The organism is Serratia sp. NCCP-200 (genome assembly GCF_059697885.1).
Window position 1 is genome coordinate 762,725 of record NZ_BAAKUJ010000001.1, and the last position, 14,825, is coordinate 777,549.

The 14,825-nt window shown below is 52.1% G+C and carries 14 protein-coding genes; 11 read left to right on the forward strand and 3 right to left on the reverse strand.

What is annotated here, in order from left to right:
* The first annotated feature begins 102 nt into the window (after positions 1-102).
* Genes AC6HVW_RS03550 through AC6HVW_RS03565 form a run of 4 tightly spaced genes read left to right on the forward strand, consistent with a single transcriptional unit; the run spans position 103 to position 3,601 of the window.
* Positions 103-1,248, forward strand: coding sequence for an MlaE family ABC transporter permease (locus AC6HVW_RS03550; protein WP_071681000.1), 1,146 nt, complete (start codon positions 103-105; stop codon positions 1,246-1,248).
* Positions 1,245-2,042 (forward strand): ABC transporter ATP-binding protein, encoded by a 798-nt coding sequence (locus AC6HVW_RS03555; protein WP_071680999.1) that lies wholly within the window; start codon positions 1,245-1,247, stop codon positions 2,040-2,042. The genes AC6HVW_RS03550 and AC6HVW_RS03555 overlap by 4 nt, the downstream gene beginning before the upstream one ends.
* 3 nt (positions 2,043-2,045) lie before the next feature.
* Positions 2,046-2,987: an MlaD family protein gene (locus tag AC6HVW_RS03560; protein WP_065683236.1), complete on the forward strand. Its 942-nt coding sequence runs from the start codon at positions 2,046-2,048 to the stop codon at positions 2,985-2,987.
* The gene (locus AC6HVW_RS03565; RefSeq protein ID WP_071680998.1) at positions 2,984-3,601 is read left to right on the forward strand and encodes an ABC-type transport auxiliary lipoprotein family protein; all 618 of its coding nucleotides are present in this window, start codon (positions 2,984-2,986) and stop codon (positions 3,599-3,601) included. The genes AC6HVW_RS03560 and AC6HVW_RS03565 overlap by 4 nt, the downstream gene beginning before the upstream one ends.
* Here the strand turns inward: AC6HVW_RS03565 and dsdC are convergent.
* Complete coding sequence (gene dsdC, locus AC6HVW_RS03570) at positions 3,598-4,539, reverse strand: DNA-binding transcriptional regulator DsdC (RefSeq protein ID WP_065683238.1); 942 nt, start codon at positions 4,537-4,539, stop codon at positions 3,598-3,600. The two genes, AC6HVW_RS03565 and dsdC, sit on opposite strands and share 4 nt — an antisense overlap.
* 211 nt (positions 4,540-4,750) lie before the next feature.
* On the opposite strand from dsdC, the gene dsdX reads away from it, so the two are divergent.
* The 6 genes from dsdX to AC6HVW_RS03600 all read left to right on the forward strand — a co-directional run bounded on the left by dsdX (position 4,751) and on the right by AC6HVW_RS03600 (position 12,451).
* Positions 4,751-6,088, forward strand: a complete 1,338-nt coding sequence (gene dsdX / locus AC6HVW_RS03575; RefSeq protein ID WP_024485917.1) for a D-serine transporter DsdX — start codon at positions 4,751-4,753, stop codon at positions 6,086-6,088.
* Positions 6,089-6,105: 17 nt separating this feature from the next.
* Positions 6,106-7,437: a D-serine ammonia-lyase gene (dsdA, locus tag AC6HVW_RS03580; RefSeq protein ID WP_071680997.1), complete on the forward strand. Its 1,332-nt coding sequence runs from the start codon at positions 6,106-6,108 to the stop codon at positions 7,435-7,437.
* Positions 7,438-8,589: 1,152 nt separating this feature from the next.
* Complete coding sequence (locus AC6HVW_RS03585; protein WP_071680996.1) at positions 8,590-9,699, forward strand: amidinotransferase; 1,110 nt, start codon at positions 8,590-8,592, stop codon at positions 9,697-9,699.
* 14 nt (positions 9,700-9,713) lie between these two features.
* On the forward strand, positions 9,714-10,679 hold the full coding sequence (locus tag AC6HVW_RS03590) for a fatty acid desaturase family protein (RefSeq protein ID WP_071680995.1): 966 nt from the start codon (positions 9,714-9,716) through the stop codon (positions 10,677-10,679).
* 10 nt (positions 10,680-10,689) lie between these two features.
* Positions 10,690-11,541 (forward strand): 2OG-Fe(II)-dependent halogenase WelO5 family protein, encoded by an 852-nt coding sequence (locus tag AC6HVW_RS03595; protein ID WP_071680994.1) that lies wholly within the window; start codon positions 10,690-10,692, stop codon positions 11,539-11,541.
* Between the two features lie 28 nt (positions 11,542-11,569).
* Positions 11,570-12,451 carry a DMT family transporter gene (locus tag AC6HVW_RS03600; protein ID WP_071681131.1) on the forward strand — a complete coding sequence of 294 codons (882 nt, stop codon included), beginning with the start codon at positions 11,570-11,572 and terminating at the stop codon, positions 12,449-12,451.
* Positions 12,452-12,633: 182 nt separating this feature from the next.
* On the opposite strand, the gene AC6HVW_RS03605 is transcribed toward AC6HVW_RS03600, so the two are convergent.
* Both AC6HVW_RS03605 and AC6HVW_RS03610 read right to left on the reverse strand, forming a co-directional pair.
* A complete protein-coding gene (locus AC6HVW_RS03605) occupies positions 12,634-12,942 on the reverse strand; it encodes a monooxygenase (RefSeq protein WP_071680993.1) in 309 nt (102 codons plus the stop codon).
* A gap of 41 nt (positions 12,943-12,983) precedes the next feature.
* Positions 12,984-13,727, reverse strand: a complete 744-nt coding sequence (locus tag AC6HVW_RS03610; protein WP_071680992.1) for a DsbA family protein — start codon at positions 13,725-13,727, stop codon at positions 12,984-12,986.
* Positions 13,728-13,832: 105 nt separating this feature from the next.
* Here AC6HVW_RS03610 and AC6HVW_RS03615 point away from each other — a divergent pair, with 105 nt between their 5' ends.
* Positions 13,833-14,771 (forward strand): LysR family transcriptional regulator, encoded by a 939-nt coding sequence (locus tag AC6HVW_RS03615; protein ID WP_071680991.1) that lies wholly within the window; start codon positions 13,833-13,835, stop codon positions 14,769-14,771.
* Positions 14,772-14,825: the final 54 nt, after the last annotated feature.

A 14,825-nucleotide genomic window follows, 5' to 3' on the forward strand; every position in this document is an offset into this window, starting at 1 on the left:
GCCGCTACGCTAATGTTATAAATAGACTTTGCCCAATCGCTTTCACGTTGTCGCTTGAAGGACGACGGGGATAAATTTCTTCGCCAGCAGAGGCTGTCATCGATGGCAGAACCGCAACTCAGCACCTTTCTCAACCTGGACGAGACGCTCCATCCTCCCCGTATCTTGGCATCTGGGGATTGGGTGTTGGCACATTACCGCCTGTTGGAACCCGCCGTTGGGCAATTGCAAGCCCGCTTGCCGGCCGATGTGGTGTTCGATCTCAGCCAACTGGGCAGCCTGGATACGGCAGGTGCCACCTTGCTGGTCAATCTGCTGGGTGACCAACGGATATCCGATCTCAAACAGTTAGCCCCTACGCTCCCAGTGGAACGCCGCGTGCTGCTGGAAACCGTTGGCCGTGCTTTGCAAGGATTTACGCCACCACCGGCAGAAAAGCCGCCCGGTCTGGCAATCGAACTACTGGCCAACGTCGGCCGGTCGATGGAAAATTTCTGGCACAACCTGGTAGCCCTGCTGGGGTTTATCGGCCTGACGTTGCAAACCCTGTTTGCCAATCTGCTGCGCCCTACGCGCTGGCGGATCACCTCGCTGGTGGCCAATCTCCAGCAAATCGGCCTGAACGCGGTGCCGATCATTATGCTGCTGACCTTCCTGGTGGGCGCTGTCATCGCTTTCTTGGGATCAACCGTCCTGTCTACCTTCGGTGCCAGCATTTTTACCGTGCAACTGGTGGTGTTTTCCTTCCTGCGAGAGTTTGCAGTGCTGCTGACGGCCATCTTGATGGCGGGCCGTACCGCCAGCGCCTTTACCGCAGAGCTCGGGCTGATGAAGGCCAACGAGGAAATAGATGCTATTCAGGCGATGGGGTTGAACCCGGTTGAACTGCTGGTGCTGCCGCGTGTATTGGCGCTGCTCCTGGCGTTGCCGATGCTGACCTTCATCGGCATGATTAGCGGCATCTTTGGCGGCATGGTCGTCTGCGCCCTGACGCTGGATATCTCACCGACCATGTTTTTAACCATCACGCAGAGCAGTGGCGGTTTTCAGAACTTCCTGGTGGGGATGAGCAAGGCGCCGGTATTTGCATTCCTGATCGCCATTATCGGCTGTCTGGAAGGGTTTAAAGTCAGCGGTAGCGCCGAGTCGGTAGGGGCACATACCACCGCCAGCGTCGTGCATTCAATCTTTGTGGTGATCCTGCTGGATGCGGTCGCCGCACTGTTCTTCATGGAGATGGGCGTGTGAGCCAGACGACCCCGGAAGCCATTATCCGCATCCGTAACTTGCGAAACTGTTTTGGCACCCAATGCGTGCATGTGGACCTTGATCTGGACGTGCGCCGAGGAGAAATCCTGGGCGTGGTCGGCGGTTCGGGTACCGGCAAATCCGTTCTGTTGCGCAGCATCGTTGGTCTGCGTCGCCCAACCGCTGGCCAGATCCACGTATTTGGTGAGGATCTGATGGCGCTCTCCGGTACGCGACGCTCTGTGCTGGAAAGGCGGTTTGGGGTGCTGTTTCAGAGAGGGGCATTGTTCAGTTCGCTGACGGTGACGGAAAACGTGGCGCTGCCGCTGATTGAATACGCAGGCTTACCGCGCCGAGATGCCGAGCAACTGGCACAGGTGAAGTTGGCGCTGGCCGGGCTGCCTGCCAGTGCTGGCAACAAGTATCCGGCCTCGCTTTCTGGCGGCATGGTCAAGCGTGCCGCGTTGGCCCGATCGCTGGCGTTGGATCCGGAAATCGTATTTCTGGATGAGCCAACGGCCGGGCTCGATCCCATCGGCGCAGCAGCCTTTGACAGCCTGATCCGCACGCTGCGCGACGCCTTGGGGTTAACGGTGTTTCTGGTCACCCACGATCTCGATACGCTTTATACAATCTGTGACCGGGTTGCGGTACTTTCGCAGAAGAAGGTGCTGGTGGTGGATACGCTGGAGGTGGTAGCCGCTACTGACGATGCCTGGATCCAAGAATATTTCCACGGCCCGCGTGGGCGGGCGGCACAGCAGGCCGTAACGAATATCCCAGAGAGGCAATAACAAATGGAAACCCGTGCGCATCATGTCTTGATTGGTTTATTTACGCTGATTATTTTCACCGCCGTGCTGCTGTTCAGCCTGTGGCTGACCAAGTCCGGCACCGATCGCCAGTTCAAGCAGTACGATATCGTGTTTAATGAAGCCGTCAGTGGCCTGTCACAGGGCAGCACGGTCAATTACAGTGGGATCCGCGTGGGGGAAGTGACGATGCTGCGCTTGGATCCCAACGTGCCGACCAAAGTCTGGGCGCGCATTCGGGTCACGGCCTCTGCACCGATCCGTGAGGATACCCAGGCTCGCCTGGCAATAGCTGGCATTACCGGTACGTCCAATATCCAGCTCAGCGGTGGGAGCGAAACCAGCCCGATGCTGACAGGAGAGGATGGGGCAATCCCGGTGATTATCGCCACGCCATCGCCGTTGACTCAGTTGCTCGCCAATGGCGAAGATGTGATGAGCAATGTCAACCAGGTGTTGGTGCGTTTGAATCAGCTAATGACGCCGGACAATCAGCAGCGTTTGGTGAATACGCTGGATAATCTGGAACAGATTACCTCTACCGTAGCCGGGCAACGTGAAGATATCCGCACCATCTTGCAGCAGCTGGCGCTGGTGACCAAGCAAAGCAACGATACGCTGGCACAAACCAATCGGTTGGTGCGCAATGCTAACGTGCTGTTGGACGGGCAGGGCAAGCAACTGGTCGCCAATGCGGCGAATACCATGGCATCGCTTGAGAAAACCACCGCGCTACTCAACAAGCTGATTGGCGAAAATCAGCAGTCACTGAATAGTGGCATTCAGGGATTCAACGATCTTGGCCCGGCGGTAGATGAATTACGCAGAACCTTATTGACCTTACGCGGTGCCATGAGCCGCCTGGAAGAGAACCCGTCCGCCTTGCTCAGGGGCCGCGAACGTACCAAGGAGTTTACCCCTAAATGATTAAGCTAAAACTTCGCCAGACGCTACGGTTGTTGGTGCTGGTAGCCGTGATGCCGCTGGCCGCCTGCACTATTTTGCCGGAAAGCCCGATACAGCAGGTGTATTTGCTGCCTGCCCAGCCAGTGGCCGTGGCCGGGGGCCAGGCGTCTGAACGCTCGGTACGTATCGTGCAGCCCAATACCAGCCAGTTTTTGAACGGTACGCGTATTGCTGTGCAGCCTCAGGGCGCGGAGATCACCTCTTTTAGCGGTTCACGCTGGAGCGATCCGGCCCCGCTGTTGTTGCGTAATCGCCTGATCCAGGAGTTCCGCACTAACGGCCATTTCCGCTCGGTGAGCAGCGACGATGACAATTTGCAGGCAGATCTTGAGCTAGGCGGCGATTTGTCCTCCTTCCAGGGGGTCTATAACGGAGATCGGGGCGAAGTGGTGATCCGCTTTGATGCTCGCCTGGTTCGCACATCCGATCGCCGAGTGATGGCCAGCCAAAGTTTTACGGTGCGCGAGCCGATCCACGGTACCTCGATGGACAACGTCGTGCAGGCCTTTGGCCTGGCCAGCGATAAACTGGCAGCGCAGACGCTGGCATGGGCGCGCCAGCAGGCGGCTAATTAAGACTCGTCGGCCATGGCCTTTAACCACTGGATAAAGGCGTTGATTTTAGGCCATTGCCGATCCGAGAGCGTGGAAATGTAGTAGCGCTGTGCGCATTGCATTTCCATGCCGGGGAAGGGCGCGATAAGTTCGTTATTCTCCAGGCGCTTACTCACCAACTTCTTGCGGCCCATGGCAATTCCCACGTGGTTCATGGCCGCGATCACTGCCAGATCCGAACGATCAAACCCCATACCGCGCTGCCCTTCGGCAAATTCCAGATCAAAGTGTTTGGCCCAGGTATTCCACTCCCCGATGTCCGAGTCGTAACTCCATGCCTGACGATCGTGCAATAACGTGCAGCGCCGCAGGTTGGCAGGGTTGCCGAATAGCTCATGGCGTTCGGCGTATTCCGGGCTGCATACGGGCACGATCGACTCATCCATCAAATGCTGGCAATCGAGTTTCTCCGGCGTTTTGTCATCAAAATAGATCGCCAGATCGATCCCCGCACCGTGGAAGTTCACCATCTCGTTGCCGGTGAGAATATTCAGGCTGATGGCCGGATATTGGCGATCGAAGTCCGCCAGCTTGGGCACCAGCCAGCATTGGGCAATCGACGGGCGTGAGTAGATGGTCAGGGTACCAGACAGCTCCTGGCTTTTAATCTCCAGTATTTCCTGATTGAGATAGCTGAGTGACGATTTCAACACCCAGAATAACCGCTCGCCCTCGGGGGTCAGTTCGATCCGGCGGTGAAAGCGCTGGAATAGCTTGAAACCCAACTCGGCTTCCAGGTTGTTGATCCGATGGCTGACGGCGCTGGGGGTGATCGCCAACTCTTCGGCGGCCAGCACGAACGAGCCTTGCCGCGCGGCAATCTCAAAGGTATGCAGCTTGGCTAGCTGATAGCCATTCAGGTGCCTGTTGCGGGCGAGCTGGTGCTTTTCGTCGTACATGGTTATCGCCTGTGAAATAAACCAGATTATATCGAAGCCGGAGACTTAAAGATGAAGCAATGTGAGTCAAAGACAGAAATAGTGCCAAATGTTGACCGAAATCACCTGATTGATTGAATCTGGCTCATGTGAAGAGGCGTTTTGATCGTTTGTCAGCGCTGGGGCGTTAGTTTCCAATAGGAGTGAAATTTATCCTGGAAGGACGCTGAACATGGACTCGCAGATCTGGGTAGTCGCTACGTTATTAAGCAGCATCATTATCATTATTCTCACTATCGTAAAATTCAAGATCCACCCGTTCCTGGCGCTGCTGCTGGCCAGTTTTTATGTGGGAGCCCTGATGGGCATGAACCCGCTGGAAATGGTCAATGCCATTGAAGGCGGCATCGGCGGGACCTTGGGCTTCCTGGCGGCGGTGATTGGTTTAGGCACCATTCTGGGCAACATGATGGAAGTGTCCGGGGCGGCAGAACGCATTGGCATCACCTTGCAAAAGTGCCGTTGGCTGTCGGCTGACGTGATCATGGTGCTGGTGGGGCTGGTCTGCGGCATTACGCTGTTTGTTGAAGTGGGCGTGGTGTTACTGATCCCGCTGGCGTTCTCGATTGCCAAAAAAACCAATACCTCTTTGCTGAAGTTGGCGATCCCGCTGTGTACCGCATTGATGGCCGTGCACTGTGTGGTTCCTCCACATCCGGCGGCGCTGTTTGTCACCAACAAGTTGGGTGCCGATGTGGGCTCGGTGATTGTGTATGGTTTGATTGTCGGGCTGGCCGCTTCGCTGATTGGTGGGCCGTTGTTCCTCAAGCTGGTCGGTAAGCGCCTGCCGTTCAAGCCGGTACCCGCCGAGTTTTCCTCCGTGCAGGTGCGTAACGAGCAGGACTTGCCTTCGTTGGGTGCCACACTGTTTACCGTGCTATTGCCGATCATTCTGATGTTGGTGAAAACCGCAGCGGAACTCTATATGGCCAAAGACAGCGCGCTGTATACCTTCCTGGAGTTTATCGGCAACCCGATCACCGCCATGTTTATCGCCGCCTTCGTGGCCTACTACGTGCTGGGTATTCGCCGCAATATGGGCATGGGCACCTTGCTGACCAAAACGGAAAACGGCTTTTCTTCCATCGCCAACATCTTGCTGATTATCGGCGCTGGTGGTGCATTCAACGGCATATTAAAAGCCAGTGGGCTGGCAGATACGCTGGCCGTGATCCTGTCGAATATGGACATGCATCCGATCTTGCTGGCCTGGCTGGTGGCTATCTGCCTGCATGCGGCGGTAGGGTCGGCCACCGTGGCCATGATGGGAGCGACGGCCATTGTTGCCCCCGTGCTGCCGCATTACCCTGGCGTCAGCCCGGAGATCATCGCGTTGGCTATCGGCTCTGGTGCCATCGGTTGCACCATTGTCACCGACTCGCTGTTCTGGCTGGTTAAACAATACTGCGGCGCGACGCTCAGCGAGATGTTTAAGTATTATACCTCGGCCACCTTTATTGCTTCTCTGATTGCGCTGGGAACCACATTCCTGCTTTCTTATATCATCTAGACCAAAAGAGACTATTTATGAATACGTTAGACATTGAAAACCTGGTAGTGAAATTTCCTTTGGTGCAACGGCTGATGGATTTGGAAGCGGTGACCTGGTTCAACCCCAATACGACTACGCTGGCTGAAGGGTTACCGTATGTCGGGCTGACGCAAAACGATGTGGCCGAAGCCGAAGCGCGGTTGCAACGCTTTGCTCCGTATCTGTGCCTGGCCTTCCCCGAAACGCAGCAAACGAACGGCATTATCGAGTCTGAGGTGGTGGCGATCCCGGCGATGCAGGGGGCGCTGGAGCAGCGTTATGAGCAGGCCATCGCGGGTAAAATGTGGCTGAAAAAGGACAGCCATTTGCCGATTTCTGGCTCTATCAAGGCCCGCGGCGGCATCTATGAAGTGCTGACTCATGCGGAAAAGTTGGCTATCGAGGCGGGCATGCTGTCTGTTGACGATGATTACAGCATCCTGTTTAGCGGCAAGTTCCGCCAGTTCTTCAGCCAGTACAGCATCGCAGTGGGCTCAACCGGTAACCTGGGGATGTCGATTGGCATCATGAGCGCCAAGCTGGGGTTCAGCGTCAGCGTGCATATGTCTGCTGACGCTCGCGCCTGGAAGAAGCGCAAACTGCGTGAGCACGGCGTTAACGTGGTGGAGTACGAGCAGGATTATGGCGTGGCGGTGGCTCAAGGGCGTAAGCAGGCGGAGTCTGACCCGCACTGTTTCTTTATCGATGATGAGAACTCGCAAACCCTGTTCCTCGGCTATGCGGTGGCCGGTGGTCGCCTGAAAAAGCAGTTTGCGCAGATGAACATCCAGGTTGATCAGGACCATCCGTTATTTGTCTATTTGCCCTGTGGCGTAGGCGGCGGGCCTGGCGGAGTGGCGTTTGGCCTGAAGCTGGCGTTTGGCGACCATGTGCACTGCATCTTTGCCGAGCCGACGCACTCACCTTGCATGCTGCTGGGGATCCACACAGGGTTGCATGATCACATTGCGGTGCAGGACCTGGGGATTGATAACGTCACGGCGGCGGATGGTTTGGCCGTCGGCCGGGCTTCCGGGTTTGTCGGGCGTGCCATGGAACGCTTGCTGGATGGTTTCTACACCCTGAGCGATCAGGAGATGTACGACCTGCTTGGCTTGCTCGCCGCTGAAGAGGGCATTCAGTTGGAGCCTTCTGCGTTGGCTGGTATGGCGGGGCCGGCTCGAGTCTGCGCCGACCCACATTATCTGGACAGCCACCAGATCGACGCCCAACGGATCGCTAATGCCACGCATTTGGTGTGGGTAACCGGTGGCGGTATGGTGCCTGAGGAAGAGATGGCGAAGTACCTCGCAGCCGCAAAACGCTAGCGCTATATGCGGTTAAATGGGTGTAGCATCATGCTACGCCCGTTTCGTCATGTCTTACCTCCATAGTTTGACCTTGATTAGCCTATGTCCTTGATGCGAAAGTAATAATAAGAATTACGCCTATTAAAAGTATTGCTATCATGTCAATGTGTACTATAAGTCGGATCCTGTTTTTCTGTGACGGATAATATTTTCTCAGCTCTGTCGCTCTGGCTGCCACAAACTATCCACAGCTGAGCGATAACTTTCAGTCACACCTGGATAAAACCTCGTAGCTCTACCAGTAACAACGGATTGCTGAAGCCTGCAGCGAAGTAAGGGTAGCCAGCAGCCCATTTCGGCAATAACCAAGCATTAAAACGGTAGAGTAATTAACTGGTAAGCGAGTAACACGGAACACTATTAATAGCGCGCTTGCCAGGCTCCGTCCCGGAATTGGTCCAGACTCCTGGTGTGATCTATAAAAATAGCTGCGCCTCCTGCCATGGACACTATGGTGAAAAGAACGCCTCAGGCAAAGCCCGCCCGCTGAAAGATTTAACGTAGCAGGAAATCGCAGAAGGTCTGTAGGCACACTATGCTGGTGAAATAATGGGGCAGGCAATAAGGCCAAAGCGCGTTTAAGTGACAAATCTGCACTCGTATAGATGTTATAAAAATGTAGGAGTTTGTGTGAGTGTTGTGACCTGTATCATGGAAGCCACGAAAAACCTCCTGTAAGTTGACATTACAAAAGAGCTTGCGTCATTTTCTATTTCTCTCAATATATCGTCGAACTTTACTCGTTGCTTATTGCTGTTAATTCTGACGTTAGTCTTGATTCGTGTTTAGGTGATTCATTATTTAATTTGATGAAATTCATATGTGGTATTGCTAAAGTCTAAGGTGTTTCATATTTGAGACTAAAAATTCGATACGTTTAAGATGCATTGTGATTTATTGTATGTTATTGATGTGGCAATAATTTAATTAATGATAATGAGTGCCTTATCTGCGTCCTTAGTCCATGATAACATCATTTAATCGGTGTTGTAGTTAGTGTAGTAGAGTAATTTATAGTCTGAATAAATGTAATTTTTTTAGATAAAATATCTATACATCTGGCACAGGAGGCATCCTAAGGGATGTGATTATAAAATCAAGGAGGAACATATGAATACAGTTTCTAAACCTCAAGATAATCAATCTGCGTTATTATCTCAATATTGCGCTGTGAGTTCGTATACCGAATGGGATCCATTGGAAGAGGTTATTGTCGGTGCTGTGGATGGTGCGTGCTTCCCACCTTGGCATGTTGCTCTTGAGCCCGTATTGCCCGCTGCACAACATTCACTGTTTCAGCGCATGGCCGGTCGCTCATTTCCCGTGAATCTTATCGATAAGGCCCGTGAGGAACTCGAGGAATTTGTCAGTATTCTTACAGGAGAAGGCGTCACAGTTCGTCGTCCAGTTCCCCAAGATCAGACATTGATTTTTGGTGCACCGGGTTGGTCTAGCAGCGGGTTATATTGTGCAATGCCTCGAGACGTATTGTTGGTGATAGGCAACGATATTATCGAATGTCCTCTTGCATGGCGCTCCCGTTACTTCGAGGTTTCCGCATATAAACCATTGCTCAAAGAGTACTTTAATAGCGGCGCTCGATGGAGTGCCGGGCCGAAACCGCAGTTGACGGATGAGCAGTTTGATCCTGATTGGGAAAAAAATGCCTCGTTTGGCACAATACCGCTAGTGGTCACTGAGTTCGAACCTACGTTTGACGCGGCGGATTTTGCTCGCTGTGGCCGAGATATCATAGCCCAAAAGAGCAATGTGACTAATGCATTCGGCATTGAATGGTTAAGACGCCATCTTGGTAGCGAATATCGGGTCCATGTTTTGGAGTTTGATGACAAGCATCCGATGCACATTGATGCAACTCTGGTTCCACTGGCACCAGGCAAGCTGCTGGTAAATCCTGAGCGCGTACGAGAGAAACCCTCCATCTTCAAAAACTGGGATATGTTACTGGCACCAGATCCAATAGTTCCAGACTCGCATCCGCTATATATGACCAGTAAGTGGATAAATATTAATATCCTTATGCTGGATGAGCACCGTGTGATTGTTGAAGCACAGGATGAACCGATGATTAGAAAAATGAAGTCTTGGGGATTTAAGCCTATCCCATGTAATTTCAGGTGTTTTAATAGTTTCGGTGGTTCTTTTCATTGCGCAACATTGGATGTTCGCCGGCGTGGCAACCTCCAATCCTATCTATAGTAGGAGGGCCAGCGATGAAACTGTGGAAATATTCTCGATGGGATATTCTTATGTTTATCCTGATTCTGGCACAATTGGTGCTAACGTTCTGGTTAGCCTCGCGATGGTCTTTTTTTTCTTGGAGTGCTTGGGGTTTTAACGTACTGCTGCTTGTGGTTATGACGACTTATAACATTATCATTATTTCACATTTTTTTACGCATACCCCTTGGTTTGTTTCATCAAAATTAAATGCCGCAGTATCTATGTTTAACTCCATAAATATTGGGCAATCCGTCCAAGCTTACCATTTGACGCATGTACGGAATCATCATCGATACAATAATGATCGTGGTAAAAACGGGCATCCGCCTCAAGATACTTCTTCTACGTTCGTCGATAGCGTAAACGGTGAACACGTGGGCCTAATACATTACGCATTTCGGGGAGCGTTCTACACTTTTTTCAGCAGTTTAGTTGCAATGGTCAAATCAGTTTGCTTTTGGAGGAGTCATGCGGGTGTCGTTGAGATGGACCTCTTCTATTCGCGCTCGCCATCAGCAAGATCGCGTGAGATAGCGCAATTACGCTGGGACCGATTGGTGCAGTGCTTAGCGCTATTCCTATTGTTATGCGTGGCATGGGATTGGGTGCTCTTGTGCTATTTTCCTGCACTCTATCTGTCTTTCGCGCTGGTTAATATCCAGAACTACTACGAACATTTTGGTGCAAATCCCGATGACCCATTTGCCAACTCGGTAAGTCATTACGGTCGGTTTTACAATTTTATCGCGTTCAACGATGGTTATCATCAGGAGCATCACCTTGTGCCAACAGCGCACTGGCTATATTTACCCTTAACGCGTCAGAAATATGCTAAGCAACTCTCAGAGCATCAGCGTGTCATCAGCCCGGTTCCTGCAATTTTGGGTTTCTTGCATCGACAGCGGACGATGCTGCACAAGAAGGTGAACACGGGTCATCTTCGCCAAGGCGATTAAGGAGGTCATCATGTCTTTGAACAGAGAGACAATTACGGGGGAAAGGCTATTTGATAGCAATTTCATGGTTCAGGGATCTGTTGAGCGTTTGGATCTCACTTGGGCTAATCAGGTGCTATCCGGACAGTTGGCTGCGTATCGAGTGCGCCAGTTTCTATCTGTGGAAGAGAGGACGCAGATAGTAAAGAATTTTTGGTGTTCTAAAGCGCGCACGCCACGGTATGGAGAAGGTGAGGGTGGGATTGAGGGATACTTTGTCGGCGCATCACATATTGAAAAGACGACTCAAGAGTATCTGGATCAAGTCGCTTTCTTTAAGAAACCGGTAGATGCGATTTACGAGGGCAGTGTGGATCCGCTTGCTCGAGTGAGGGAGGGATTCCGTAAGGAATCTACGAATGTTCGAGCAGCAATCCACGATGGACGACCTGCGGGGGATGCTAAGGCTGTTTACTGGAACAATACTGGAGATTATTTGCTGCTACCGCATGACGATTTGGCCCAATTGAGCGATCCTTCACAACATGGCTTTGAGATTCAGGGGGTTGAGCACGTAATGGCTATGAACTTCTACGCAGATATGCCAAGTGAAGGTGGCCAACTCAAAGTTTGGAATATCGCCCCAGATAATGATTCCCGAATAAAGCTAGGACTTGAATATAGTGGTTTTCCTTATCCAGTAGAGCTTTTGCAAGAACATGCTCATCTAACTATTGATTTGGAAGCAGGTGACCTCGTACTGCTAAATGGTAATCTCGTTCATGCTGTACTTGGTGGTAGCGGTATTTCTGCACGGCAACGCCTGTTGATTACTTGTTTTATGGGGCAATTACCTACGGGGGAGGTTGTCTGGTGGACCTGAAAAGACAACAATATAGGCAGATTATATGATGCTAACCAAGAATGCCTGGGCCTCGTACGGCACAACCATGCTTTTTGTTCTGCTTTGGGGCAGCGGAGCAATTTTCTCACGCTGGGGGCTTGACCACAGCTCAGCGTTCGCCATCCTTACCTTGCGCTTTATTCTCGCGCTGTCACTGCTCGTCGTCATCGCCAGCTTTAGCGGAGGATTGCTGCCGAAGTCGGGCACTCGTGGGAAAGTAGCACTGACAGGAGTGTTGCTTATCGGCGGTTATTCGATTTGCTACTTTCTGGCTCTCGAGCATGGGGTCACCCCTGGTGTACTTGCCACTATCCTTGGCGCACAACCCATCCTTACATTGGTGCTTACCGAGCGGAGTTTCTCGTTAGCTCGTCTAGGCGGTTTGGTATTGGCTCTGTGTGGCTTGACTCTGGTGGTATTTGAAGGGCTAAGCTTTGCTAGGATGTCGGTCCTAGGATTGGCTTTTGCCCTGTTGGCACTAGTCAGCATGACGACAGGGGCGCTATTACAAAAAACAGTGCAGCAGTCACCCCAGGAAGTGATGCCTCTTCAGTATCTTGTCAGCTTGGTTTTCTGCCTTTGCTTTGTGCCATTTAAACCCTTTGAGGTCGACTGGGGAGTGGGGTTCCTATTGCCACTGTTATGGCTGGGTTTGGTTATCTCCGTTGGAGCACAGTTTTTGTTGTATCGACTGATCCGCAGTGGAAATATGGTCAACGTGACCAGCCTTTTCTATTTGGTTCCTGTTGTTACGGCTGTCATGGATTATCTGTTCTTAGGCAACGTATTACCGGCACTCAGTTTGCTAGGTATGGCCGCAATCCTATTGGGTTTGGTGTTGGTATTTAGAGTTGGCCAGAGAAAGACTAATAATAGGGAAAACAAATGATTTTTTTCGCTTCAAGCTGTCGTTTTCGTGTGAATTGTTTGTGAAAAATCAATTGACCGACTTGTTAAGTCGCGGGCGCTCACATACAGTTACTCCGTTAACGCCATGATTAAATTAATTTTATCGAATAAATTGGCTTCCCTTTGACGGGGCACCTTGTGCTACAATTTTTAGGACAATAATCACTCATATTGGCCATGGTTGATCTTGGTCAGGGGAAGGTTGATGTCGAATATTTTCAGATGAATATTTTTGGCCCCCATCGCCTCAGCCCTTTTGATGTGGCGTTCGGCATATTTTTCGGCAAACGCTCGGTTTTCGAAAAAGTATATTCCACCCGCCTCACCGGTAAGCTCATTCTCAGTCCAAATCTTGGAGATGAAACCCGGCTCTTGATTGATGCTGTCGGCCAGCGATTGCGCATTTTTGGACAGGGCAGCGCCAAGCTGGTCTGCAGGGAAACTAAAATCAATCTGTAAAATGACACTCATGTCGTGATCCTTTTCGTGACGGGGGTTGTATAGAAACAGGGTTATTTCGTGGCGCGCTCTTCAACCTGGGGTAAATGTGCGTTGAGACGGTTAAGCAATGTCTCGGTGTCCACGTAACCCGTAGAGAGCAGGGATATTTCCCCATGGCGTTCCAGCAACAGGGTGGGGAAGGAGCGAACGCCCCATTGGCGGCACAGCGCAAAGTCTTGGCTAACCGCCTCTCTGGCCTGTTGTGACGTAAAGGTTTGGCTGAATTCTTCAAATGGCAGGCCAACCTGGTCACAGATGTCACGATAAAACGCCACGGTTTTAGGATCCTGCCCATCTACATAGAATTTGTACTGGGTTGCTGCGAGAAACGGCAACGCTGCCGAGGGAGGTAAACCTCGCTCAGCCAACAGCAGACAAGCCGTGACTACTGCCCGGCAGGCTGGTTCGGTATCGTAGTTGAATTGCTCTGCTTCCAGCAGGCTGAAACCAAAAGGTTGGCCGGTTGTTTTCTGGATGTGATCCCACTCATCCCTTAAGAAGGCTTGGAATGCCGAGTTCCAAGGATCGCCGCCGCCAGCGCGCAAGCCACCCATGGTCATCACAAAATTCAGGCCATGCTGATCGCAATACTCCGCCAGTTTCTTCACCACGGGTGAAATGCCCCAGCACCAGGAGCACATCGGATCGCCGACGTAGCGAATGACTACATCGCTGGGCGTAGTGGGTTGCCGTTGTGTATCAGTGGGCTCGTCAGGCAGAAGACAACTACCGGTAGTGGGATCGCATTGCATCATGATGAAGACTCCAAGCTGGGCTGAGATCGCGATCGTCATGATATTTGACAGCAAAAATTAATAAATAGACTATAAAAGCTAACTCTGTTCAATATTTGTGAACAAATGGACAAACTTGCAGCCATGGCCACTTTTGTCAAAGTGGTTGAAACCGGAAGTTTCACCCGCGCGGCTATCGCCATGGGGCTTCCCAAAGCGCGGATCTCCCAGCGTATTAGCGATCTTGAGCGCGTCCTGAGCGTGCGCCTGTTGCATCGAACGACCCGGGCGTTGAGCCTGACGGAGGATGGCAGCGCCTATTTTGAGCGCTGCCAGCATATTCTCGCGGAAATTGATGAGTTGGAAGGGGGGCTCAGCGGCGGGGTGACAACGCCGAGCGGCAAGATCCGTATAGAGGCTTTGGCCTCGATTGCGCGTTGGATCCTCGCACCTCAGTTGCATGACTTTCAGGCACGTTTTCCAGAGATCGTGGTGCGGCTTGCCAGCAGCGATCGCATCAGTAATTTGTTTGAGGAAGGCATTGATTGCGCGATCCGCGGCGGTAATCTGGAAGATTCGACGCTGGTGGCCAGGCACGTTTGCGATGTGCAGATGGGCCTTTATGCTTCTCCTCATTTTCTCCGCTCAACGCGAGCTATCAGGCAGCCTGAAGATCTTCAGCATCATCGATGGGTTGGGGGTTTTGGCATTCAGCGCGGTAAGCAGCTTACCTGGCATCTGCAATCGGCAAGCCAGAGCATTGCGGTAGTAGGCAACAGCAGCCTGCTGATCGAAGATCCCGATGTGGCCATGAGTGCTTGCCTTACCGGGGCGGGTATCTGCTCCGGAGCCCCCTTCGCGGTGGAAAGCTATGTGAAGAGTGGGCTCTTGCAGCCGGTGTTACCCGAGTGGCACTTTGCTCCACGACCAATTCATATTATCTACCCCACCGGCAAGCATTTATCGGTTCGGGTAAGAAGCTTTGTGGATTGGTCATTTGCGCTGATGAAAACCCATCCGCTGTTGGCGATGACGCCTTTAGCGCTGGCAAACTCACTGAGTTGAGTCGCGTGGGATAAAGAGGTGGATGGCTTTGCCGCGCATCCACCTGATAATCGA

Coding starts and splice junctions, on each gene's coding strand:
- AC6HVW_RS03550 (WP_071681000.1), top strand. CDS start 103: ATGGCAGAACCGCAACTCAGCACCTTTCTCAACCTGGACGAGACGCTC.
- AC6HVW_RS03560 (WP_065683236.1), top strand. CDS start 2,046: ATGGAAACCCGTGCGCATCATGTCTTGATTGGTTTATTTACGCTGATT.
- AC6HVW_RS03565 (WP_071680998.1), top strand. CDS start 2,984: ATGATTAAGCTAAAACTTCGCCAGACGCTACGGTTGTTGGTGCTGGTA.
- dsdC (WP_065683238.1), bottom strand. CDS start 4,539: ATGTACGACGAAAAGCACCAGCTCGCCCGCAACAGGCACCTGAATGGC.
- dsdX (WP_024485917.1), top strand. CDS start 4,751: ATGGACTCGCAGATCTGGGTAGTCGCTACGTTATTAAGCAGCATCATT.
- dsdA (WP_071680997.1), top strand. CDS start 6,106: ATGAATACGTTAGACATTGAAAACCTGGTAGTGAAATTTCCTTTGGTG.
- AC6HVW_RS03585 (WP_071680996.1), top strand. CDS start 8,590: ATGAATACAGTTTCTAAACCTCAAGATAATCAATCTGCGTTATTATCT.
- AC6HVW_RS03590 (WP_071680995.1), top strand. CDS start 9,714: ATGAAACTGTGGAAATATTCTCGATGGGATATTCTTATGTTTATCCTG.
- AC6HVW_RS03595 (WP_071680994.1), top strand. CDS start 10,690: ATGTCTTTGAACAGAGAGACAATTACGGGGGAAAGGCTATTTGATAGC.
- AC6HVW_RS03600 (WP_071681131.1), top strand. CDS start 11,570: ATGCTAACCAAGAATGCCTGGGCCTCGTACGGCACAACCATGCTTTTT.
- AC6HVW_RS03605 (WP_071680993.1), bottom strand. CDS start 12,942: ATGAGTGTCATTTTACAGATTGATTTTAGTTTCCCTGCAGACCAGCTT.
- AC6HVW_RS03610 (WP_071680992.1), bottom strand. CDS start 13,727: ATGATGCAATGCGATCCCACTACCGGTAGTTGTCTTCTGCCTGACGAG.
- AC6HVW_RS03615 (WP_071680991.1), top strand. CDS start 13,833: ATGGACAAACTTGCAGCCATGGCCACTTTTGTCAAAGTGGTTGAAACC.